Annotated in this window: 20 protein-coding genes; 10 read left to right on the top strand and 10 right to left on the bottom strand. The window is 76.0% G+C overall.

Annotation, left to right across the window (positions count from 1 at the left end):
• Window positions 1–10: 10 nt before the first annotated feature.
• Window positions 11–418 carry a helix-turn-helix domain-containing protein gene (locus tag ACIA8Q_RS12055; protein ID WP_360210518.1) on the bottom strand — a complete coding sequence of 136 codons (408 nt, stop codon included), beginning with the start codon at window positions 416–418 and terminating at the stop codon, window positions 11–13.
• Window positions 419–511: 93 nt separating this feature from the next.
• On the opposite strand from ACIA8Q_RS12055, the gene ACIA8Q_RS12050 reads away from it, so the two are divergent.
• Window positions 512–1,261 (top strand): SDR family oxidoreductase, encoded by a 750-nt coding sequence (locus ACIA8Q_RS12050; RefSeq protein ID WP_360210520.1) that lies wholly within the window; start codon window positions 512–514, stop codon window positions 1,259–1,261.
• Between the two features lie 31 nt (window positions 1,262–1,292).
• Here the strand turns inward: ACIA8Q_RS12050 and ACIA8Q_RS12045 are convergent, their stop codons facing one another.
• The 7 genes from ACIA8Q_RS12045 to ACIA8Q_RS12015 form a co-directional block, all read right to left on the bottom strand.
• Window positions 1,293–1,472, bottom strand: a complete 180-nt coding sequence (locus ACIA8Q_RS12045) for a hypothetical protein (protein ID WP_360210522.1) — start codon at window positions 1,470–1,472, stop codon at window positions 1,293–1,295.
• A gap of 107 nt (window positions 1,473–1,579) precedes the next feature.
• Window positions 1,580–2,626 carry a hypothetical protein gene (locus ACIA8Q_RS12040; protein WP_360210524.1) on the bottom strand — a complete coding sequence of 349 codons (1,047 nt, stop codon included), beginning with the start codon at window positions 2,624–2,626 and terminating at the stop codon, window positions 1,580–1,582.
• On the bottom strand, window positions 2,623–3,423 hold the full coding sequence (locus ACIA8Q_RS12035) for a hypothetical protein (RefSeq protein WP_360210526.1): 801 nt from the start codon (window positions 3,421–3,423) through the stop codon (window positions 2,623–2,625). The genes ACIA8Q_RS12040 and ACIA8Q_RS12035 overlap by 4 nt, the downstream gene beginning before the upstream one ends.
• Window positions 3,420–4,331, bottom strand: coding sequence for a hypothetical protein (locus ACIA8Q_RS12030; protein WP_396317093.1), 912 nt, complete (start codon window positions 4,329–4,331; stop codon window positions 3,420–3,422). Before ACIA8Q_RS12030 ends, ACIA8Q_RS12035 begins: the two co-directional genes overlap by 4 nt.
• Before the next feature lie 64 nt (window positions 4,332–4,395).
• Window positions 4,396–5,313: a hypothetical protein gene (locus tag ACIA8Q_RS12025; RefSeq protein ID WP_360210530.1), complete on the bottom strand. Its 918-nt coding sequence runs from the start codon at window positions 5,311–5,313 to the stop codon at window positions 4,396–4,398.
• Between the two features lie 245 nt (window positions 5,314–5,558).
• Entirely contained in the window at window positions 5,559–6,038 is a 480-nt protein-coding gene (locus tag ACIA8Q_RS12020) for an SRPBCC family protein (protein WP_396317092.1), read from the bottom strand.
• Window positions 6,039–6,196: 158 nt separating this feature from the next.
• Window positions 6,197–7,129 carry an NAD-dependent protein deacetylase gene (locus ACIA8Q_RS12015; RefSeq protein ID WP_396317091.1) on the bottom strand — a complete coding sequence of 311 codons (933 nt, stop codon included), beginning with the start codon at window positions 7,127–7,129 and terminating at the stop codon, window positions 6,197–6,199.
• A gap of 123 nt (window positions 7,130–7,252) precedes the next feature.
• On the opposite strand from ACIA8Q_RS12015, the gene ACIA8Q_RS12010 reads away from it, so the two are divergent.
• The 3 genes from ACIA8Q_RS12010 (at window position 7,253) to ACIA8Q_RS12000 (ending at window position 9,899) form a co-directional block, all read left to right on the top strand.
• On the top strand, window positions 7,253–8,236 hold the full coding sequence (locus ACIA8Q_RS12010; protein ID WP_387902577.1) for an aldo/keto reductase: 984 nt from the start codon (window positions 7,253–7,255) through the stop codon (window positions 8,234–8,236).
• Between the two features lie 197 nt (window positions 8,237–8,433).
• The gene (locus tag ACIA8Q_RS12005) at window positions 8,434–9,096 is read left to right on the top strand and encodes a hypothetical protein (protein ID WP_396317090.1); all 663 of its coding nucleotides are present in this window, start codon (window positions 8,434–8,436) and stop codon (window positions 9,094–9,096) included.
• A gap of 74 nt (window positions 9,097–9,170) precedes the next feature.
• Complete coding sequence (locus ACIA8Q_RS12000; protein ID WP_396317089.1) at window positions 9,171–9,899, top strand: helix-turn-helix domain-containing protein; 729 nt, start codon at window positions 9,171–9,173, stop codon at window positions 9,897–9,899.
• On the opposite strand, the gene ACIA8Q_RS11995 is transcribed toward ACIA8Q_RS12000, so the two are convergent.
• Window positions 9,878–10,540: a class I SAM-dependent methyltransferase gene (locus tag ACIA8Q_RS11995; RefSeq protein ID WP_396317088.1), complete on the bottom strand. Its 663-nt coding sequence runs from the start codon at window positions 10,538–10,540 to the stop codon at window positions 9,878–9,880. The two genes, ACIA8Q_RS12000 and ACIA8Q_RS11995, sit on opposite strands and share 22 nt — an antisense overlap.
• A 231-nt stretch (window positions 10,541–10,771) precedes the next feature.
• On the opposite strand from ACIA8Q_RS11995, the gene ACIA8Q_RS11990 reads away from it, so the two are divergent.
• Window positions 10,772–13,513, top strand: coding sequence for a M4 family metallopeptidase (locus ACIA8Q_RS11990; RefSeq protein WP_396317087.1), 2,742 nt, complete (start codon window positions 10,772–10,774; stop codon window positions 13,511–13,513).
• A gap of 100 nt (window positions 13,514–13,613) precedes the next feature.
• Here ACIA8Q_RS11990 and ACIA8Q_RS11985 read toward each other — a convergent pair whose 3' ends face one another.
• Window positions 13,614–14,657 carry a LuxR C-terminal-related transcriptional regulator gene (locus ACIA8Q_RS11985; RefSeq protein ID WP_360210548.1) on the bottom strand — a complete coding sequence of 348 codons (1,044 nt, stop codon included), beginning with the start codon at window positions 14,655–14,657 and terminating at the stop codon, window positions 13,614–13,616.
• A 230-nt stretch (window positions 14,658–14,887) separates the two neighbouring features.
• Between ACIA8Q_RS11985 and ACIA8Q_RS11980 the strand changes: the two genes are divergently transcribed.
• From ACIA8Q_RS11980 to ACIA8Q_RS11960, 5 genes are all read left to right on the top strand, one after another.
• A complete protein-coding gene (locus ACIA8Q_RS11980) occupies window positions 14,888–16,045 on the top strand; it encodes an alpha/beta hydrolase family protein (protein WP_360210550.1) in 1,158 nt (385 codons plus the stop codon).
• Window positions 16,046–16,189: 144 nt separating this feature from the next.
• Complete coding sequence (locus tag ACIA8Q_RS11975) at window positions 16,190–17,284, top strand: RICIN domain-containing protein (protein WP_360210552.1); 1,095 nt, start codon at window positions 16,190–16,192, stop codon at window positions 17,282–17,284.
• A 149-nt stretch (window positions 17,285–17,433) separates the two neighbouring features.
• Window positions 17,434–17,847, top strand: coding sequence for a hypothetical protein (locus tag ACIA8Q_RS11970; protein WP_360210554.1), 414 nt, complete (start codon window positions 17,434–17,436; stop codon window positions 17,845–17,847).
• Between the two features lie 21 nt (window positions 17,848–17,868).
• Entirely contained in the window at window positions 17,869–19,092 is a 1,224-nt protein-coding gene (locus tag ACIA8Q_RS11965) for a histidine kinase (protein ID WP_360210556.1), read from the top strand.
• Window positions 19,089–19,697, top strand: coding sequence for a response regulator transcription factor (locus ACIA8Q_RS11960; protein WP_396317086.1), 609 nt, complete (start codon window positions 19,089–19,091; stop codon window positions 19,695–19,697). The genes ACIA8Q_RS11965 and ACIA8Q_RS11960 overlap by 4 nt, the downstream gene beginning before the upstream one ends.
• The last annotated feature ends 10 nt before the right edge of the window (window positions 19,698–19,707 follow it).

Raw genomic sequence — 19,707 nt, 5'->3', positions numbered from 1 at the left:
TGGCGCACCGTCACGCGGTCGGCGACGCCTGCTGCCGGTCGTAGTGCTCCTGGGCGGCGAGGAGCTCGTCCCCGTGCCGGCCGAACCACTGGATGAGTTCGGTCAGCGGCCCGGCCAGGCCGACGCCGAGTTCCGTCAGGGCGTAGGTGACCTGGGGCGGGACGGTGGGCGCGACCTCGCGGTCGACGAGCCCGGCCCGGACCAGGGCCTTGAGGTTCTGCGACAGCATCTTCTGGCTGATGCCGCCGACCCGTTGGTGCAGCTGCGCGAAGCGGTGCGGGCCGGCGACGAGGGCCGAGATGATCAGTGTCGCCCAGCGGCTCGTCGTCTGGTCCATGATCGGCCTGAGCGCGCACTTGTTGTCGAAGGTGTCGTGGGCCAGGAGTCGGGCGGCCGTCGCGACGTGCTGAGTTTCCATCACCTCATGAGCTTACAAAAAAGTAGGTACTTCCCTGCAGTAACCAGCTTTCCTACGGTGACTTCCGCAGGCACCAACGTTCGAGGAGTCACTGTGAGCAGCAACAACGCCCGTACGGCGATCGTCACGGGAGCGTCGAAGGGTCTCGGCGCGGGGATCGCCAAGACGCTGGCCCGGACCGGCGCCGCCGTCGTGGTGAACTACCGGGAGGACGCGGCGGGCGCCGAGCGGGTCGTCGCGGACATCACCGCCGGGGGCGGCCGGGCGATCGCGGTCCGGGCTGACGTGGCCCGCGGCGACGACGTGCGCGGCCTGTTCGACCGTGCGCGCGAGGAGTACGGGCCGGTCGACGTGCTCGTGAACAACGCGGCCGTGGCCGCCTTCGCCCCGCTGTCGGCCATCACCGAGGAGGAGTTCCAGCGCGAGCTGACCACGAACCTGCTGGGCACCATCCTCACCACGCAGGCCCTGGCCGCGCAGGACGACGTCGACGCCGCGTCGATCATCAACGTCTCGACGGCCGGCACCCTCACCCACCCGCCGTACGCCTCGCTCTACGTCGCGTCCAAGAGCGCCGTCAACGCGTTCACCGTCGTGGCGGCCAAGGAGCTGGGCCCGCGCGGCATCCGGGTCAACGCGATCATGCCCGGGCCGTCGGACACCGAGGGCACCAGGGCCATGGGGTTCCCCGGCTCCGCCCAGGAGGCGCAGGCGATCGCCGACACCCCGCTGGGCCGCACGGGCACCCCGGACGACTACGGCCCGCTGGTGGCCTTCCTGGCGTCCGACGACGCGCGCTGGATCACCGGGGACGTCATCCTCGCCTCCGGCGGCATGCGCTGACGCCCCGCCCGTCCGGCCACCGGCGCCGGTGCTACAGGCGGTCGAGGGCGGCGACGGCCCCGCTGGCGAGGGGGTGGTCCTCCGGGTCGTCGTCGGGGTCGTCGAGGACGGTGGCGTCGAAGGCGAGGTCGGCCGTGCGGACGGCGTCGGCGTAGGCCTCGGCGTCGTCGACCGGGTGCAGGGGGCGCGAGCGGCCCGGGCATCGTGGCACCCCGCACCGACAACGGGCCGGCCACCCGTCGTCCGGCCACCGCGGGGTGGTCGGCTCGGCGGGTGGCCGGCCCGGGGTGTCCGGCCCGGAGGTGGGCGGACGGCGGCTCAGGCGAGCAGGTCGGACTGCAGGGTGACGACCTGGCGGAAGGCCGCCGCGGGCACGCCGTCCGGGTTGGTCATGGTGATGACGGCCAGGACGTCGGAGGCGGAGAGGTAGGCGAGGCGGGCGGTCGGGGTGCCCTTGGCGCCGTTCACCGAGGTCTCCTTCGTCGACAGGTCGATGCCCGGGACGGCGTCCCAGCCCTCGCGGGCGGCGACCCGCACGCCGGGCAGGGCCTTGGGCAGGCTGTCCGAACGCAGCGAGGAGAAGACGTCCCAGGACTCGGCGGAGGAGCCGAAGCGCAGCAGCCGGATCTGGGTGCGGGTGCCGTCCGAGGCCGTCCACTCGCGGACGGTGGCCGCGCGGCAGGCGTCCTGCACGAGCAGGGCGCGCAGCGCGGCGGGGTTCTGCTGCTCGGCGAGGACGGCGTCGCAGGGCACCCAGTCGGCGGGCGCCGGGCCCGTCGCGGAGGGGGTGGGGGACGCCGTCGCGCTCGCCGCGGGGCTCGCCGGGGCGGAGGCACTGGCGGAGGCGCTCGCGGACGGGCCGGCGGAGGGCGGCGCGCTCGGGGCGGGGAAGGTCGGGGCGGTCAGCGGGCCGCCGGCCTCCTTGGGGGTGGGCAGCAGCAGGTGGCGCAGGTCCGCCTGGTGCAGGCCCTTGCCCTTCGGGTCCGGTGCGCTCTTGCCGGCGGGCAGGGGCGGCAGCGCCAGCGGCGGGAAGGTGTAGCGGCCGTCGCTCGCGGTGGCCAGGCCGGGGATGTCGGTGCGCTCCGGTGCGGTGACGGCCAGGGCGGCGCCGGTGCCGGCGAGGGCGAACACGAGGGTGGCGGTGCTCCAGCGCAGCGCGGCCCGGCGGCGGCGGGTGCGCCGGGCGAGGCGGGCCTCGCGCTCCTCGGGCGTCTCGGGGGCCGCGGGGGCCTGCGGGGCGGTGCCGATGACCTCGGAGGTGCCGAGGGGAGCGAGGGCCGGGGCCGCGGGCGGGGCCGGCGGGGGCGGCGGCAGCTCGGACGGCGGCTGGGGCGACGGCTGCGGCGGGGTGGCGTGGTCGGTCATGCGGACGCTCCCGGGCTGGCGAGACGGTCGAGCTGCATCGTGAAGAGGGCGACGATCTTGTCCTTGGGCAGCGGTGCCACGCCCTCGGCGTTCATCACCACCAGGAGGTCGCCCTCGGCGGCCGAGCACTCCAGGTAGTCGATCGGCGCGGACGGCGGGGCCGGCATCAGGTAGCAGTGCGCCTCGGGGTGTCCCGGGACCTCCGGGCCGATCCGGAACAGGCCGGTGTCGCCGGTGAAGACCGCGGTGTACTCGTTGAGCTTCTGCACCTCCTGCTGGTTGAACTGGCGCAGCTTCAGGCCGATGACCAGGTCGTCGCCGCTGGTGCGGTAGGTGCGCACGCCGGTGGCCTTGACGTGCAGGCCGTCCCAGTAGGAGCGGAGCTTGTCGCGCTTGTCCTTGGGGATCTGCTGGAGTTCGGCGTCCAGCTCGTCGGAGAGCTGCTCGGCGCCGAGCTCGGTGTCGTTGCCGTAGCCGCCCTGGTCGGGGCCCAGCTCGTAGCCGGCCGGGACGGGCAGCAGCAGGTCGCGCAGCGAACCGAAGTGGTTGCCGTTGGACTTGGCGCCGAACGGGGTCGCGGTGGGGCTGGGGGCGGCGGGCGCGGCGGACGGCCCGGCGGCGACGGCCGGGGCCGGGTCGTCGTACTGGGTCTTGATGATGCCGATGCCGATGGCCACGCCGGCCAGGGCCGCCGCGGCGGTCGCGGCGCCCGCGCGCAGCAGGCGGCGGGAGGCGGGGCGGGCGGCGGCCGGGGCCTGCTCGGGGTGCTCGGCCCCGGTCACGGTGTTCTCGGTCATGCCAGTCGCTCCCACTGCTGCTTGGCGAGGTCCTTCACGACGTCGGGGTTCACCGGCTTGGTGCCGAAGACCTCGACCGACATCAGCACCGTGCCGCGCTGGGCGACGGCGACGCCGTAGTAGTACTGGTCGGTGGTCTCGGCCCAGCGGCTGGGCTGGTCCTCCACCTTGTAACCGCCGTTGGCGCCGTCGGCGAACGACAGGAGGTGGGAGAGGGAGGCGCGGAGCTTCGCCTCGCTCGCGTTCTCCGGCGCGTACTGGATCAGCGAGACCCGGTACTTGACGTCGTCCTTCTTCCAGTCGACCTCGGCCGCGCGCCGGAAGCCGCGCGAGTTGAGGTCCTTGAACTCGCGCACGGAGTTGCCGGCGCGCTCGGCGAGCTCGCCGACCGACACCCAGGACGGCTTGTCCGGGTAGTCGCCCCAGGGGCCGCTGCCCTGCGGGGCGCTCATCAGCAGCTTCAGCAGGTCACCGTCGATGGCCAGCGGCCGGGGCTGCTCGGCGGCGAAGGCGGTCGGGTCGACCACGACGGCCGGGTAGGACGGGCGGGCGACCTGCAGCGGCGGCAGCGGCGTGGGCGGGCGCTGCGCCTGCACGGCGTAGCCGACGCCGCCGCCGGCCAGGGTGCCCAGCACCAGGCCGCACACCGTCAGCAGGACGGGGCGGGGGCGGCGCGGGGCGCGGGGCGCCTGCTCGGGGGCGGGCGCTGCGAAGTCGGGGGCGAGCGGCGGCCCGGCCCAGGGCGATGCGGGCGGCGCGGGGGGCCCGGCCGGCGGTGCGGCGGCGGGCGTCTCGGCGGACGGGGCGGCCCAGGGCGACGCTGCGGGCGCGGGCGGCGCGGCCGGTGCGGCGGGCGCGGCCGGTGCGGGCGCGGCGTCGGGCGACGGCTCCGCGGGTTCGGTGGTCACGAGGTGGCTCCAGAGGAGGGAAAGAAGGGGGTGGCGTCAGGGGTGGACGGGCGGCGGCGCGGGCTCAGCCGCCAGCGAGCCACTCGCGCTGGCGCTTCATCAGGGTGTTCAGCAGCCCCTTGTCGGGCGTTCCCTTGACCTCGACGTCGATCGTGTACTGGACGTCGCCCTGGCTGGAGATGCCGGTCATCGAGCCGGTGAACGCCTGCTGCCTGGGCTTCTTGACGTAGCCGTGGGCGTTCGGGTCGCCGTCGATGTCGATCGGGTCCTGCGACTTGACGGTGTATCCCTTGACGAACTCGGTGGCCATCGCGGTGGAGCTGAAGCGCAGCAGGGTGACCGTCACCTCGGCCTTGCCGTCGGCCGTGCGGTACATCCGGGAGGCGCCCTCCTTGTACCCGTACGAGCCGAGGATGTCCATGATGCCGTCCTGCTTGCCGAACAGGTCCGCGACGTCGTCGTTGGTCATGGTCATCCCGTCCGCGGGCCCGTAGGACTCGCCGCCGTCGGGGATGGGGAGCAGGAAGTAGCGCAGGTCGCCCTCGTGCTTGCCGCCGCTGACGGTGCCCTTGACGGTGCTGGCCGGCTTGGGCGTGGTCGGGACGGCGGTCGGCACCGGGACCGGCACCGCGGAGGGCGTCGGGCTCGCGCTCGCGGTCGGCGAGGCGCTCGCCGTGGCGGCGGCCGTGGCGGGCGGCGCGGCGGCGGCCGGGCGGGCGTCCGGCTTGCCGACGGCGACGGTCACCGCGGCGCTGGTCGCCGTGACGGCGAGCAGGCCGGCGGTGGCCAGCGCGACGCCGACGGCGCGCGGCAGGCGGCGGGCGGGCGCGGGCGCCGGCTCGACCGCGGGCAGCGGCTCGGCTGCGGCCGGCGGCTCGACGGGAACGACCGGTGCGGCCGACGGGGCCGGCTGAGCCGGTGCGGCCGACGGGGCCGGAACCGACGGCTCGGCGGCGGCGCTTTCGTTTTCGGGCGCGGACAAGGAACTCCCCCGGGGAAAAGTGGAATGGCGCGTGCGGGCCCTCGCGAGAACCACTCCCCCTGCCGAGGCTCTCCGGACCGCCCGTCACGCGGCTCAGCAGGAATTATGAGAGTTCGTTGACAACACTGCCAACAAAATGAATCGGCGCACTCCCCCCCAATGACCGATGAATCGGACACGCCGTGATCCAACCGCAATGGGCGCCCGCCGGGGCGGCTCCCCCGGCGGTTCCCAGCAGCGGTTCCTCAGCGGGGCGGGCGGGTCCGGCTGGTCTCCAGCTCCGCGGCCGCGGCGTCGAGGATGCCGCGGAAGACGTGGCCGATGACGGGCCCGGCGACCCGCCGCGCGAGCACCGGGCCGAGGACGGGGACGGGCAGCGCGAAGCCCGTCGTCCAGATCACCAGGGTGCCGCCGGGGACCCCCTGGAAGGTCATCCGGCCGGAGTCGTGCCGGGCCGGCGGGAAGCTGCGGTCGACGGTGTAGTCGAAGGCGTGCGGTGCGCGGTAGGCGGTGATCCGCTCCTCGAACCAGCCGATCAGCCAGGTGTGCCGCCGCACCGCGCCCACCCCGTAGGGCGCGCCCGCGCCGGGCCGGGCCAGCCGGGCCCGCAGCACGTACGGGGAGCGGGTGTAGTGGGTGGTGGTGGCGCACCAGTCGAACACCTCGGTGATCGGTGCCTCGATGACCCGTCGCACGGTCACGGTCTCCACGGTCACGGTCTCCACGGTGGCTTTCCCTTCCTCCGGTCCGTCGGCGCGGCAGGCGGCCGCGCCCCTCGTCACCGTGAGGACCGGACGGGGGGCGGGAACGTGACATCGGGGCCGGGCGGGCGGGTCGGCCGGTGACCGGTGCCGGGTCGGCGGGGCTGCGGGGCGGGTGCCCGTCAGGGTGCGGTGGCGTCCAGGAGGCGGGCGGCCGCGGTCAGGGTGGGGCCGAGCGGCCGGTCGAGGCGCACGGCGGCGAGCTCGTCGGCGCGGGTGGCGCCCTGGTTGACGATGGCGACGGGGATCCGCTCCCGGACGGCGTGGCGCACGAAGCGCAGCCCCGACAGGACGCTGAGCGAGGAGCCGAGGACGATCAACGAGCTTGCGGCGCCGACCAGTTCGTAGCACTGCTCGACCCGGGGCGCCGGGACGCTCTCGCCGAAGAAGACCACGTCGGGTTTGAGGACTCCCCCGCACACCCGGCACGGCGCCACCCGGAAGGCGTCCACCGCCTCCTGCGGCAGGTGGGCGTCGCCGTCCGGGCGCAGCACGGCCCCGGCGGTGCGGAAGCCCGCGTTCAGCTCCTCCAGGCGCTGGTCGAGCTCCGCCCTGGCGGTGGTGTGCCGGCAGTCGAGGCAGACGACCCGGTCGAGCCGGCCGTGCAGTTCGACGGCCGCGCCGGTGCCGGCGGCGCGGTGCAGGCCGTCGACGTTCTGGGTGATGACCGCCGTGACGCGGCCGGTGCGGCGCAGGTGCTCCACGGCGTGGTGGCCGGCGTTGGGCCGGGCCCGGGCGATGGCCGGCCAGCCGGTGTGGCTGCGGGCCCAGTAGCGGCGGCGGGCGGCCTCGCCTGCGGTGAACTCCTGGTACGTCATCGGGGTGGCGGTGCGGCGGCGGCCGGTGGCGCCCCGGTAGTCGGGGATGCCCGACTCGGTGGACAGGCCGGCCCCGCTCAGGACCACCGCGCCGCGGTCGGCCAGCAGCCGCACCAGGGCCTCCAGGCCGGGCCCGTCGGGCCCGTCGGCGCGGTCTTCCTGCTCTGCCCGGCCGGCGTGGCCGGCGTGGCCGGTCCGGTCGGCGTGGTCGGTGTCGGGGGTTCCGGGCGTGCCCATGCTGTCGAGCGTAGTGCGCCGCCACGGCGTTCGGGGGCCTGCTCGGGGGCCTGCTCGGAGCCCCGGCCGGGGTGCCGGTCCGCGCGGGGGCGGCGGGTCGCGGGGCGTGAGAGGCTCGGGCGCATGGAGCAGCGCGTACTGGGCCGGACGGGCCGGAGTGTGTCGGTGGTGGGTCTGGGCACCTGGCAGCTGGGGGCCGACTGGGGCGAGGTGCGGGAGGAGGACGCCCTCGCCGTGCTGGACGCCTCGGTGGCGGCCGGGGTCACCCTCTTCGACACCGCCGACGTCTACGGCGACGGGCGCAGCGAGCGGCTGATCGGCCGCTACCTGCGGGAGCGGCCGGACGCGGGGGTGTTCGTCGCCACCAAGTTCGGGCGCCGGGTGGAGCAGCGGCCGGAGCACTACCGGCTGGCGAACTTCCGGGACTGGGCGGACCGTTCGCGGGTCAATCTGGGGGTCGAGCGGCTGGACCTGGTGCAGCTGCACTGCCCGCCGACGCCGGTCTACTCCTCGGACGAGGTGTTCGACGCCCTGGACACGCTGGTCGCCGAGGAGCGGATCGCCGCGTACGGGGTCAGCGTGGAGACCTGTGCGGAGGCGCTGACCGCGATCGCCCGTCCGGGGGTGGCGAGCGTGCAGATCATCCTGAACGCGTTCCGGCTCAAGCCGCTGGAGGAGGTGCTGCCGGCGGCCGCGGCGGCGGGGGTGGGGATCCTGGCGCGGGTGCCGCTGGCGTCGGGGCTGCTGTCGGGCCGCTACACCGAGCGGACGGTGTTCGCCCCGGACGACCACCGCACCTACAACCGTCACGGCGAGTCCTTCGACCAGGGCGAGACCTTCTCCGGGGTGGACTTCGCGACGGGTGTGGCGGCGGCGGCCGACTTCGCGGCGCTGGCGCCCGAGGGGGCGAGCCCGGCGCAGACGGCGCTGCGCTGGGTCGTTCAGCAGCCGGGCGTCACGTCGGTGATCCCCGGGGCCCGCAACGTGGCGCAGGCGGGGGCGAACGCGGCGGCGGCCGAGCTGGCGCCGCTGCCGCAGGACGTGCTGGAGGCCGTGCGGGGGCTGTACGACCGGCGGATCCGGGCGCAGGTGCACGACCGCTGGTGATCGGGCCGCCCCGCGCCCGCCGGGCCGCCCGGCGGGCGCGGGGTGGACGCGGGGCGGGTGGGTCGTCGGGTGGTCCGTGGGTGTGACGATGTCGCGGATCGGTCACCGGTCGGGAGCGGAAGCCGGTCGCGGGGTGGGTCGGCGCCGGTGGGCGGGAAGAGGACGGGAGAGGGGTCCGTAGGGGGGAGGGGTCGGGGGTGGGGCGGGAGGCTTCCGGCCGCTGGAGCGCGTTCCAGCGGCTGTGCGCGGCGGGGGTGGTGGCGGCCGTGGCGGTGCTGGGGGTGGCGGCCGCGCCGGTGGTGTGGGCGGAGTCGCAGGACGCGCCGGGCGACCGGCGGGGGTGGCTGGTGGTCTGCGGCGTGGCCCTGCTGGCAGGCGTCGCCGCCTCGGTGCCGCTGGGCCGCCGGGTCACGGCGGCCGACTACGCGGCCTCCGTCGTGGGGGTGGTGCTGCTGCTGGCGGTGGCCCTGGGCACCGTGTTCGCGGCCGCCCAGGCCACCCACGCGGTCGGGCTGCGGCTGCACGAGCCGCGCGCGGTGGCGGCCACCGTGACCGACTGCCGCACCACCGGCCGGGAGCTGGACGACCAGGGGCAGGGCCACGACGTGTACGGCTGCACGTACCACTGGAGCGTCGACGACCGGGAGTCCAGCGAACGGCGGCCGACCCACGAGCTCCTCCCGGACGGCCACCGCACCCGGGTCTGGGTCGACGGCGACCGGATGATCACCGAGAAGCCGGGCCTGCTGGCGATCCCGTTCTGGGTCGTCCTGACCCTGGCCGGCCTCCTCGGCACCCTCGCCTTCGCCGCCAACCTGGCCGCCCGCGTCCGCGACCTGGGCCTGCTGTCGCCGCCGTAGGGGTGGGGTCTGGCAGCATCCTGGGGGTGGAGATCGGGGTGGGGCCGGAGTTGGTGGTGGGGGACGGGTACGCGGTGTACCGGGGGCCGTTGGCGGACAGTGTGTTCCACCGGCATGCCGCGTTCCAGGTGGCCGTGGCGGTGGGCGGGGGCCCGGTGAGCGTGACGGACGGGGCCGGGGTGCGGCACCGGGGGGACGCGGTGGTGGTGGCGCCGATGGTGCGGCACCGGATGGCGCCGTCCCGGTCGGTGCTGGTGTTCTTCGTGGATCCGCACTGTGCGTTCGCGGACCGGCTGCGAGCGGGGTGCGGGGCGGGTGTGACGGTGGCGCCGCGGTGGCGGGGGCTGACGGAGGCGGATCTGCGGGCGGCCGGGGCGCTGCCGTCGGCCGAGGTGGATCCGCGGCTGTGGGCGGCGATGCAGGCGCTGGCGGACGACCGGGTGCCGCTGTCGGGGCTGGCCGCCCTGGTCGGGTTGTCGCCGCAGCGTCTGCGGGCCCTGGCGCAGCGGCAGTTGGGGCTGCCGCTGGCGCGGTGGCGGATCTGGCGGCGGCTGGCGCGGGCGGTCGGGGTGCTGGGTGGGGGCGGGACGCTGGCGGAGGCGGCGCTGGCGGGCGGTTTCGCGGATCAGGCGCATTTCGGGCGCCGGATGCGGGAGATGACGGGGTTGACGCCGTCGGAGGTGCTGCCGGCGCTGCGCGGGCCGGGTGCGGGCGCCGGAACGGGGGCGCGGGGCGCGGCCGTTCCGGCGCCGCGTCGGGTGCGGCGGGCGCGCCCGGCAGGTCAGGCGCGGCGGGCGACGTAGACGGAGAGCGAGCCGGTGACGGTCGGGACGGTCTCGGCCTCGCGCACGCCCCGGAAGCCCGCGTCGGCGATCAGGCGGGGCAGGATGCCGTCGGCGTTGGGCTGGGTGTCCTCCTTGCCGTCGGCGAGTTGGACGATGCGGAAGGCCAGGCGCATGGCCGTGGTGCGCTGGCGGCCGTAGTCGGCGATGACCAGCTTGCCGCCGGGGCGCAGCACGGTGTGCATGGCGGCGAGGACGGCCCGTTTCATCGGGACGGGGCACTGGTGGAGGACGAGGCTGGAGACGGCGGTGTCGGCCGTTGCGGGGCCGACGATGTCGGCGAGGTCGTCGCCCATGCCGGTGTGCCAGGTCGGTGCGGCGCCTACGGCGGCGGCCTTGCGGCGGGCGAGGTCGAGGGCTGCGGGGTCGGGGTCGACGCCGATGACGCGGGCCTGCGGTTCGACGCGGGCGAGGAGGGCGGCCAGGGAGCCGGTGCCGCAGCCGACGTCGACGATGACGTCGTCGGGGCGCGGGGCGATGTGCATGGCGAGGAGGCTGCGCCAGAGCCGTTCGCGGGTGAGGGAGACGATCGGGTCGTAGAGGCGCAGGGGGGCGAGGCGGCCGGCGGCGGGGGTGTAGGCGGGCTGGGCGGGCTGGGTCATGCGGGCAGTGTCGGGTGGGCGCGGGGGTGGCGTCTTGTACGAATCGCTCGTGCTGCGGGGCGGGTTGGGGGATTCCGGGGTTGCGTCGTCCGCCGTCCGCCGTCCGCCACCCCCCCCAACCATAAGCAGTCAATCGACATATGACGGAGAGTGTCTTATCGTGGGCGTCGGTGGGGCCGCCGCAGCGGTGTGCCGCCGCCTTCCGCTTCCGACCCCGCGAGAGGACCGCCCGTGCTCCGTCGTACCCGCACGCCGCACGCGTTCGGCGTCGCCACCGCCGCCGCCGTGGTGCTGGCGCTGGCCGCGCCGCCCGCCCTGGCGCTGCCCGCCGACGCCGCCCCCGATCCGGTGCCCGCCCTGGTGGCCGGCCAGGACACCGCCGCCCCGCAGCTGGTCACCGGCCTGTCCGAGCCGGCCGCCGGCGCCCCGGCCGACGCCGCCCGCGCCCACCTGGCGGCCCACCCCGACCGCTACCGGGTCGACCCCGGGGAGCTGGTGGAGGCCGGCTCCGAGCGCGACGCGGACGGCCGGCGCACCGTCAGGTTCGAGCAGCGCCACGGCGGGATACCGGTGTTCGGCGCGCAGTACCTGGTGCACCTGACCGGCGAGGGCGCCGCGCAGCGGGTCGAGTCGGTCGGCGGGAAGTACTTCACCGGCCTGAGCGCCCCGACCACCGCCACCGTCCCGGACGCCGCCCTGCGGGAGCTGGCGCTCGGCGCGGTGCAGGACGCGCGGGCCCGGGCGGGCGCCACCGCCGAGGACCGGGGGGCGGTCGTGCTGCCCGGCGGCGCCGGCCGGCTGGCCCGGCACTTCACCGTGCGCACCACCGACCCGGCCGGCGGCGACCGGGCGGCCCGTGAGGTGTACGTGGACGCCGTCGCCGGGGTGGTCGCCCTCGCCTACGACGCCCGCACCCCCTCCCCCGCCGGGGACGCCGCCCCCTCCCCCGGCGGCGACCCGCAGCCCGCCACCGGGACCGCCCCGGACGTCCACGGCAACTCCGTCAAGGTGAACGCGGTCCGCCTGCCGGACGGCGGCTACCGGCTCACCGACCTCACCCGGCACTCCGTCATCACCACCTACGACGCGGCCGGGCGGGACGCGGACGACTTCGTGGGCGCCCTGCCCGCCGACGCCGTCCCGGCGGCCTCCCCCGGGCCGGACTTCCCCGCCGCCACCGGCACCAGCGGCGCCACCGACGCCCACCTGGGCGCCGGCGCCGTGTACGACTTCTACCGCGACCGGCTGGGCCGCGACGGCCTGGACGGCAAGGGCGGCCCGATCGTCTCCGTGGTCAACGTGACCAGCGGCGGCAAGCCGTACGCCAACGCCTACTGGGACGGGACCAAGATGGTCTACGGCTCGGGCGGCGGGGCGTACTTCCCGTTCTCGGCGGCGCTCGACATCACCGGGCACGAGATGACCCACGGCGTCGTCGCGCACACCGCCAACCTGACCTACCTCGGCCAGTCCGGCGCGATGGACGAGGCCCTCGCCGACTACTTCGGCAACGCCATCCAGGTGACCGCCCGCGGCCTGTCCATGAACGACCCGAAGGCGGCGCTGCTCGGCGAGGACAAGTGCCGCACCGGCACCCCGCAGGCCTGCGCGGACCGCCACCTGGACGACCACCGCACCACCGTCGCCGACTACCTCGGCGCCACGGGCGCGCTCGACAACGGCGGGGTGCACCTCAACTCCCCCGTCTTCGCCGGCGCCCTGTGGGACATCCGGCGCACCCTCGACCCGCTCACCGCCGACCGGGTCGTCTACCGGGCGCTCGCCGACTACCTCACCCCGCTCGACGACTTCGTCGACGGACGTGACGCGGTGCTCGCCGCCGGCCGCTCGCTCGGCCTCAGCCGCGCCCAACTGCGCACGGTGGCCGCCGCGTTCGACGCGCACGGGATCAAGGCCGGCTGGCAGCACCGGATCGGCACGGACAGCCGCACGCTGCTGCCCGACGTCTCCGGCTCGATGAGCCTGCCCGCCGCCGCCGACGGACACTGGGTGGCGATGGGCCCCATCTCCGGCCGGACCGACCGGAACGCCCTGTACACCGGCCCGACCACCGGCCGCACCGCCCCCGTCCGGCTCAGCCCGGACGACGGCCGCTACCACAGCTACGCCGCCACCGACGGCGCCGGCGCCGTCTGGATCGCGGTCGGCACCGACGCCCGGGGCTGGGGCCAGGAGGTGCTGACCGCACCGCTGACCGGCGCCGGCCCGGTGCGCAGCCTGTTCCACTCGGCCACCCAGCAGCCCAGCGGGGTGCAGGTCTCCGGCCGCGACGTCGCCTTCCTGGTGCGCGACGCCGGGCGCACCGGCGTCCGGCTGTCCCACGACGGGGCCCCGGCCGTCGAACTCCCGCTGCCCGAGGGCCACGGCGCGTCGGACCTGACCCTGCGGGACGGCCTCCTCGGCTGGACGGAGTCCTGGCACGAGGGTGAGCAGCAGGTCACCGCGCCGACCGTCTACTCGATCGCCGCCGGCCGGGTCACCGCGCAGTACACCGCGCACGCCGGCGCCGGCGCCCGGCCGAGCGAGGCCTACGGCACCCGGCTGGCCGGCGGGCGGCTGCTGTGGGTGGACATCCCGCGCGAGGACGCCGGTGCGCACGGCTCGATCCGCTCCGGCGCCCTGGACGGCTCGGGCACCAGCGAGGTGCTGTCCGGCGACGCGCCGAACGCCCCCACGCGCGGCTCCCTCATCACCGCCTCCGACCAGGCCGTCACCTACCGGGCCGTCCCGCACTCGCTGCTGGGCCCCGCCCCGGCCGGCGGCTGGACCAACGCCGCGCTGCCCAAGCTGTGGCAGGTCCCGCTCGCCGGCGGCGCCCCGCAGCGCGTCTCCTGCGACCGCGGCGACCAGGACCAGCCCGCGGCCGACCAGGGCACCCGGGTGGTCTGGCTGGACGCCACCGGCGGCGGCCCCGACCTGGTGGTCCGCGACCGCCCGGCGGTCACCTGCTGACCACCTGCTGACCACCGCTCATCTGCTGACCACCTGAAACCCTGCCCCGCCCCGCCCCCGTCCCCCCGGGGCGGGGCAGGACGGCCCGGTGCGGACCGGCTCACAGCCAGCCGCGCCGGGCCGCCTGCACGCCCGCCTGGAAGCGGGTGGTGGCGCCCAGCTGGGCCAGCAGCGCGGAGACCCGGCGCACCACCGTGCGCCGGCCCAGGCCCAGCCGGCGGGCGATGGCGTCGTCGGTGGCGCCGCTGGCCATCAGGGTGAGGATGCGGCGGTCCCGGTCGTCGATCTGCAGGCCGACGCCGTCCACCGTGGCCGGGACGGCCAGGCGCCACAGCGTCTCGAACACCGCGGCCAGCGCCCGCAGCAGGGCGGAGGGGCGGATCAGCAGGGACACCACGCCCGGGCGCCCGTCGGCGGGCAGCGTGACGATCGCGAGGTCGTCGTCGCCCAGGGCCAGTTTGAGCGGCGGATCGTCCAGCGTGCGGGCCTGCTCCCCCGCCTCGATCATGCGCGCCATGTTGGGGCCGGCGACCGGGTCGTCGAAGGCGCAGCCGTGGTAGATCGAGCGGTAGGCCACGCCTGCGGCCATCCGCTGGCGCTGCAGCACCTCCTGGTCGAGGTAGAAGGCCGTACTGCCGGAGTACGGCGGCACGTCGATCACCCGTATCTGGTGGCGGGCGGCCAGTTGCAGCCGCCGGCTGGCCGCCAGCACCTGGGCGCGGTCCTCGACCACCTCCAGGGCGCCGTAGGTGCCGGCGTCGCGCCGGGCGAAGCGGTAGAGGCGTTCCAGTTCGGCGCCGGCCCGGCGGGCGGTGGCCTGGCGCAGGGCGTCGCTCTGCAGCACCGCCTCGACGATCCGGCCGGGCGGCAGCGCCTCCCAGCCGTGGTCGTGGTCCCTGCCGACGTCACGCCCCCGGCCGGAGTCGTGGCCATCGGCGGTGGCGGAGTGGCCACCGGCGGCGGAGTGGTCGGCGGCGGAGCGGTCGAAGGCCACCACGACGCCCTCCTCGGCGAGCCCCCTGAGCACGGCCAGGACGGCGCCCTCCTCCAGGCCCGCCCTGGCCGCCAGTTCCGCGGCCCGCGCCTGCGGATGGCCGACCAGGCAGCGGTAGACCCGGCCGCGTTCGGATTCGGGATCGAGCACGTCGTGCACGAGACCCCCCGTGTTTCGTCGTGTGCGGAGCGTACGGACCGCCGGAGGCTACCCGCGCCGGTGGCGCACATGCGCCAGTGGCCCAACTGGGCCGCCGGGCGCTCTGGCGTCCGGCGAGACGATCTCGCCAGAGTTGTCGGTGTCCAGACATGTGCGGGAGCGGCAGCGGCGACGGCAGCGGCGGCACTCGCGGCGCAGCACCCCCCAGCCAAGGACGGCCCATGACCCCTGCCCGGCCCCCGTTCCCCCTGCCCGGACGCACCCGGCCGAAGTCCACCGCCTCCAGCACCTCGGCCGGAGGCGGCCCGCACCGGCGCGCCCGTGCGGCGCTCACCGCCCTGGCCGCCTGCCTGCTCCTGCTGCTGCCGGCCGCACCCGCCGCCCTCGCCGCGCCCGACGCCCCGCCGCCGCTGCACGACGGCTTCGGGCTCACCCAGGTCGGCACCGCCACCGGCAGCGCCACCAACTTCGTGATCACCGTGACCACCCCCCAGGTCGCCGGGCAGCACACCGTCCGGATCCTGCTGCCCGCCGGCTACGCGGCCGAGCCGACCAGGCGCTACCCCGTCCTGTACTTCCTGCACGGCGCCTCGGACAACCCGAGCGACCCGGCCCTGGCCTACCCGGCCCTCACCGCGGCCAGGTCGATGATCACCGTCATCCCGGACGGCGGGCTGCGCGGCTGGTACACCGACTGGCTCGACCAGAACACCGCCGCCGGGGCGCAGAACTGGGAGACCTTCCACCTGAACCAGGTCGTCCCGTTCGTCGACGCCAACCTGCGCACCCTCACCGGGCGCGGCAGCCGGGCCGTCGGCGGCCTGTCGATGGGCGGCTTCGGCGCCCTGCACTACGCCCAGGACCGCCCCGACCTGTTCGGCCAGGTCCTCACCATGTCCGGCGCCAACGACCTGTCCGTCGACGAGATGATCATCCGCGGCGCCGTGGTCGCCACCCTCACCAACGCCGGCACCGTGCTGTGCGGCCCCAGCGACGGCCGGCCCTGCGGCCTCGACTTCGGCCCCACCGTGTCCAGCGACGCCGTCTTCGGCTCCCCCTACCCGGTGTTCAACGCCGACTGGCGCTGGAACGCCGCCGACCCGGTCTCCCGGCTGGGCCTGCTCGCCGACACCGGCATCGCCGTCTACACCGGCAACGGCAACGGCAACGCCGGCGACATGGAGTTCTGGGCCGAGGGCACCGCCAAGCGCCTCAAGGACCGCCTGGACGCCCTGCGGCTGCCCCACCACTACGTCGACTACGGCAACGGCGCCGCCTGGGGCCCCGCCTGCAACGGCGGCCACAGCCCCGGCTGCTGGGCGCAGGACCTCGTGGACTACGTCCCGCGCCTGGAGGCGGCCTTCGCCGCAGCCGCCTGACCTGCAGGCCTCCCGGCCCGCAGGCCCGACCTGCCGCCCCTCTCCCCGGCCTCCGGCGACACCCCGGTCACACCCCGGGCCGCACCCCGTGCGGATCCCGCAGGCCCCCGACACGACCCACCCCGACGAAAGGACCCCGCCCCCGTGCCCTCCACCGCGACCCCGAGCCGCCCGGCCGCCCGGCTGCGCCTGCTCGCCGCCCTCCTGGTGGCCTGCTGCGCCGCCCTGGGCCTGACGGCCGCCCCGTTCGCGACCGCCCGGGCCGCCGCCGCCCCGGCCGCGGCCTGCAGCTCACCCCAGCAGTGCCTGACCATCAAGTCCCTGAGCAACGGGCGCCAGCTCGACGTCCAGAACGGCAACACCGGCGACGGCGCCTACGTCGTCACCAACTCCGCGCCCGGCTACCACCAGTCCTGGCGGCTGAGCGTCGACCCGTCCGACTACTCCTTCACCATCGTCAACAACGACACCGGCAAGTGCATCGACCTGGCCTTCTTCACCCCCGCCCTGCGCCAGCAGACCTGCGCCGGACAGGCCAGCCAGCGCTGGTTCCTGCAGCCCGTCGCCGGCTCCGCCGACGCGTTCATGATCCGCCACCAGGGCGACAACACCTGCCTGGACCTGCTGCTCGGCGCCCAGTACGACGACGCCTGGACCGACCAGTACACCTGCAACGGCACCGTCAACCAGCAGTGGTCCACCGGCTTCCCCGCGGCCGCCCGCAGCCTCGCCCTGGACCACGCCGCCAAGCAGTGCCAGAAGGACCCGGGCTCCTGCTCCTGGGCCCTGAAGAGCGAGGCCCCCGCCGCGCCGCTGCCCAGGATCTGCGTCTCCTCCGTCTGGTTCAACAACACCAGCAGCGCCGCCCAGCAGAACTTCGCCGTCACCAGCATGAGCGGCTGGTCCAGCAGCATCGGCGGCCAGATCGGGTCGGAGATCGGCGGCACGGCCGGGGAGGTGTTCAAGGCGGCGGTCACCACCAGCGTCAACTACACCAACGTGTGGCAGGGCTCGACCACCGTCAACAACAGCGTCACCGTCAACGTCCCGCCGCAGCAGTACGGTTGGGTCACCCTGGCCGAACTCGCCCGCAAGGTCACCGGCACCTGGACCTTCGACGCCCGCGGCATCCCGTGGACCGCCGAGGACACCATCACCATCCCGCTCACCTCCGACCCCAGCGGCGGCGCCACCCTCTACATCGCCAACACCAGCCCCACCTTCACCACCTGCGCCTGACGCCCCCCGCTCCACCCGCTCCACCCTGTTCCGCCCCGCCCCACCCCAGCCGCCGCCCGGCCCCGCCGGGCGGCGGCTGACAATTGTCACCGTCCGGCGGTGCACCTGCACACTGCCGGGCGGAGCCCGGGCCCGGCCACGATGGGGGCATGACCTCCACCGACCCGAGCCACCCCGACACCGTCCGGGCCCTGCGCGACGTCAGGCGACTCGTACTCGCCTACCTGGGCCTCAGCGTGGCCACCCTGGTGGCCGCCCTCGCCCTCCGTGACCACCACGACGCGGTGAACTCCGCGGTGTGGATCCGCGGCACCGCGGCCGCCGCCAGCGCCGCGTTCGCCCTCGCGCTCACCGGGCGGGCCGCCCGCGGATCGCACCGTGCCTACCGCCGGCTGCGGATCGTCTCGGCCGTCCTGGTCGCCGCGGTCGTCGCCATCATCGCCGCACCCGGGACCTTCCCCGTCTGGATGAAGGTCGAGCAGGGGCTCTGCGGACTGGCGCTGCTGGGTGTCGCCGTCCTCGTCAACGGGCGCCGGCTGCGTACCCTGTTCCGCACGGTCTGACGCGACGTGAGGCGGGTTCGGGTGGACGGGTCCGGACGGACGACCCGGCGGGGGCGGCAGGACGGGCAGCAGCCGCCGCCGTCCCCGCAGCGCTGGGCGCAGGGCTGGCGGCGCACACTGCTGGGCACCGGGATGCTGGTCTACCCCGCCCTGACCGCCATGGCCGTCGGCTCCACCGTGTCCGGCGCCGCCGCGGCCGCCGGGTACGCCGTGGTCACCGCGTTCGGCCTGTGCTACCTGGCCACCGCCCGGGCGATGGTGCGCGGCCACCGGCGCCGGGCGGCCCGGCTGCTGGCCGTGCAGGGCGCACTGTTCCTGGCCGCGCTGCCGTTCGCCCACGAGGACGCGTTCTTCCTCGCCACCGTCGGGGTCTCCTTCGCCGTGGTGCTGTGGCCCCGCCGCGCCGCCCCGGTGGTGACCGCCGGCACGCTGGCCGCCCTGCTGGTGCCGTGGGCGGTGACCCCCTGGCACACCGGCCCCGGCGGGTTCCAGGCCCTGGCACTGCTGTTCAACGCGCTGACGGTGGGGGCCTTCGCCGAGATCGCCAGCACCAACCGGGCCCTGGTCGCGGCCCGGGCCGAGGTCGCCCGCCTCGCCTCGGAGGCCGAACGCGACCGGATCGCCCGCGACCTGCACGACCTGCTCGGGCACTCGCTCACCGCGATCACCGTCAAGTCCCGCCTGGCGCAGCGCCTGGCCGACCGGGACGCCGACCGGGCGCAGGCGGAGATGGCCGCCGTGGAGGAGCTGTCCCGGCAGGCGCTGACGGACGTGCGGGCGGCCGTCTCCGGCTTCCGCGAGGTGACACTGGCCGGCGAACTGGCGCGCGGACGCGAGCTGTTGCGGGCCGCCGGGGTGGTGGCCGACCTGCCGTCGGCGGCCGAGGCGGTGGCCCCCGCGGAGCGGGAGCTGTTCGGCTGGGTGGTGCGGGAGGGGCTGACCAACGTGGTCCGGCACGCCCGGGCCGGGCGCTGCACGGTGCTGCTCACCGCCTCCTCGGTGGAGATCCGCGACGACGGCAGCGGCTACCGCGGCCACGGCGGGTCCGGTGGCCACGGCGGGTCCGGTGGTTCCGGTGTCGACAGCGGCGGCGGGCGGGGGCTGGCCGGGCTGCGCGAACGGGTCGCGGCGGCCGGCGGTACCGTCGAGGCCGGGCCGCTGGGCCCGCGCGGGTGGCGGCTGCTGGTCACCGTCCCGCCGGGTGCCCACCGGGGGCGCCCGCCGGCCGGGGAAGGGACGACATGACGATCCGTCTGCTGCTCGCCGAGGACCAGGAGCTGGTGCGCACCGCGCTGTGCGCGCTGCTCGACCTGGAGGACGGCTTCGAGGTGGTCGCCGCCGTCGGCCGCGGCGACCAGGTGGTGGGCGCGGCCCGCGAGCACCGCCCCGACGTGGCGCTGCTGGACATCGAGATGCCCGGGCTGGACGGCCTGGCGGCGGCCGCGGTGCTGGCCGAGCAGGTGCCCGGCTGCCGGGTGGTCGTCCTCACCACCTTCGGGCGCGCCGGCTACCTGCGCCGGGCCATGGAGGCCGGGGCGCTGGGCTTCGTGGTCAAGGACGCCCCGGCCGAGGTGCTGGCCGACGCGATCCGCCGGGTCGCGGCGGGCGAGCGGGTGGTGGACCCGGAGCTGGCCGCCGCGACCCTCGCGGCCGGCGCCTCCCCGCTCACCGCCCGCGAGCGCGACGTGCTCAACGCCTCCCGCGCCGGCGCCGGGGTCGCCGAGATCGCCGCCCGCCTCCACCTGTCGGAGGGGACGGTGCGCAACTACTTCTCCTCGGCCATCGCCAAGACCGCCTCCCGCAACCGCACCGAGGCCCTGCGGATCGCCGACGAACGCGGCTGGCTCTGACCCCACCCCG

This window comes from Kitasatospora sp. NPDC051705 (assembly GCF_044453265.1).
Taxonomy (GTDB): domain Bacteria; phylum Actinomycetota; class Actinomycetes; order Streptomycetales; family Streptomycetaceae; genus Kitasatospora.
The sequence above is the reverse complement of the archived record's forward strand: the minus strand, read 5'-3'. Positions and strand labels throughout refer to the sequence as shown.

Coding starts and splice junctions, on each gene's coding strand:
- ACIA8Q_RS12055 (WP_360210518.1), bottom strand. CDS start 418: ATGGAAACTCAGCACGTCGCGACGGCCGCCCGACTCCTGGCCCACGAC.
- ACIA8Q_RS12040 (WP_360210524.1), bottom strand. CDS start 2,626: ATGACCGACCACGCCACCCCGCCGCAGCCGTCGCCCCAGCCGCCGTCC.
- ACIA8Q_RS12035 (WP_360210526.1), bottom strand. CDS start 3,423: ATGACCGAGAACACCGTGACCGGGGCCGAGCACCCCGAGCAGGCCCCG.
- ACIA8Q_RS12015 (WP_396317091.1), bottom strand. CDS start 7,129: ATGGGCACGCCCGGAACCCCCGACACCGACCACGCCGACCGGACCGGC.
- ACIA8Q_RS12010 (WP_387902577.1), top strand. CDS start 7,253: ATGGAGCAGCGCGTACTGGGCCGGACGGGCCGGAGTGTGTCGGTGGTG.
- ACIA8Q_RS11995 (WP_396317088.1), bottom strand. CDS start 10,540: ATGACCCAGCCCGCCCAGCCCGCCTACACCCCCGCCGCCGGCCGCCTC.
- ACIA8Q_RS11980 (WP_360210550.1), top strand. CDS start 14,888: ATGACCCCTGCCCGGCCCCCGTTCCCCCTGCCCGGACGCACCCGGCCG.
- ACIA8Q_RS11970 (WP_360210554.1), top strand. CDS start 17,434: ATGACCTCCACCGACCCGAGCCACCCCGACACCGTCCGGGCCCTGCGC.
- ACIA8Q_RS11960 (WP_396317086.1), top strand. CDS start 19,089: ATGACGATCCGTCTGCTGCTCGCCGAGGACCAGGAGCTGGTGCGCACC.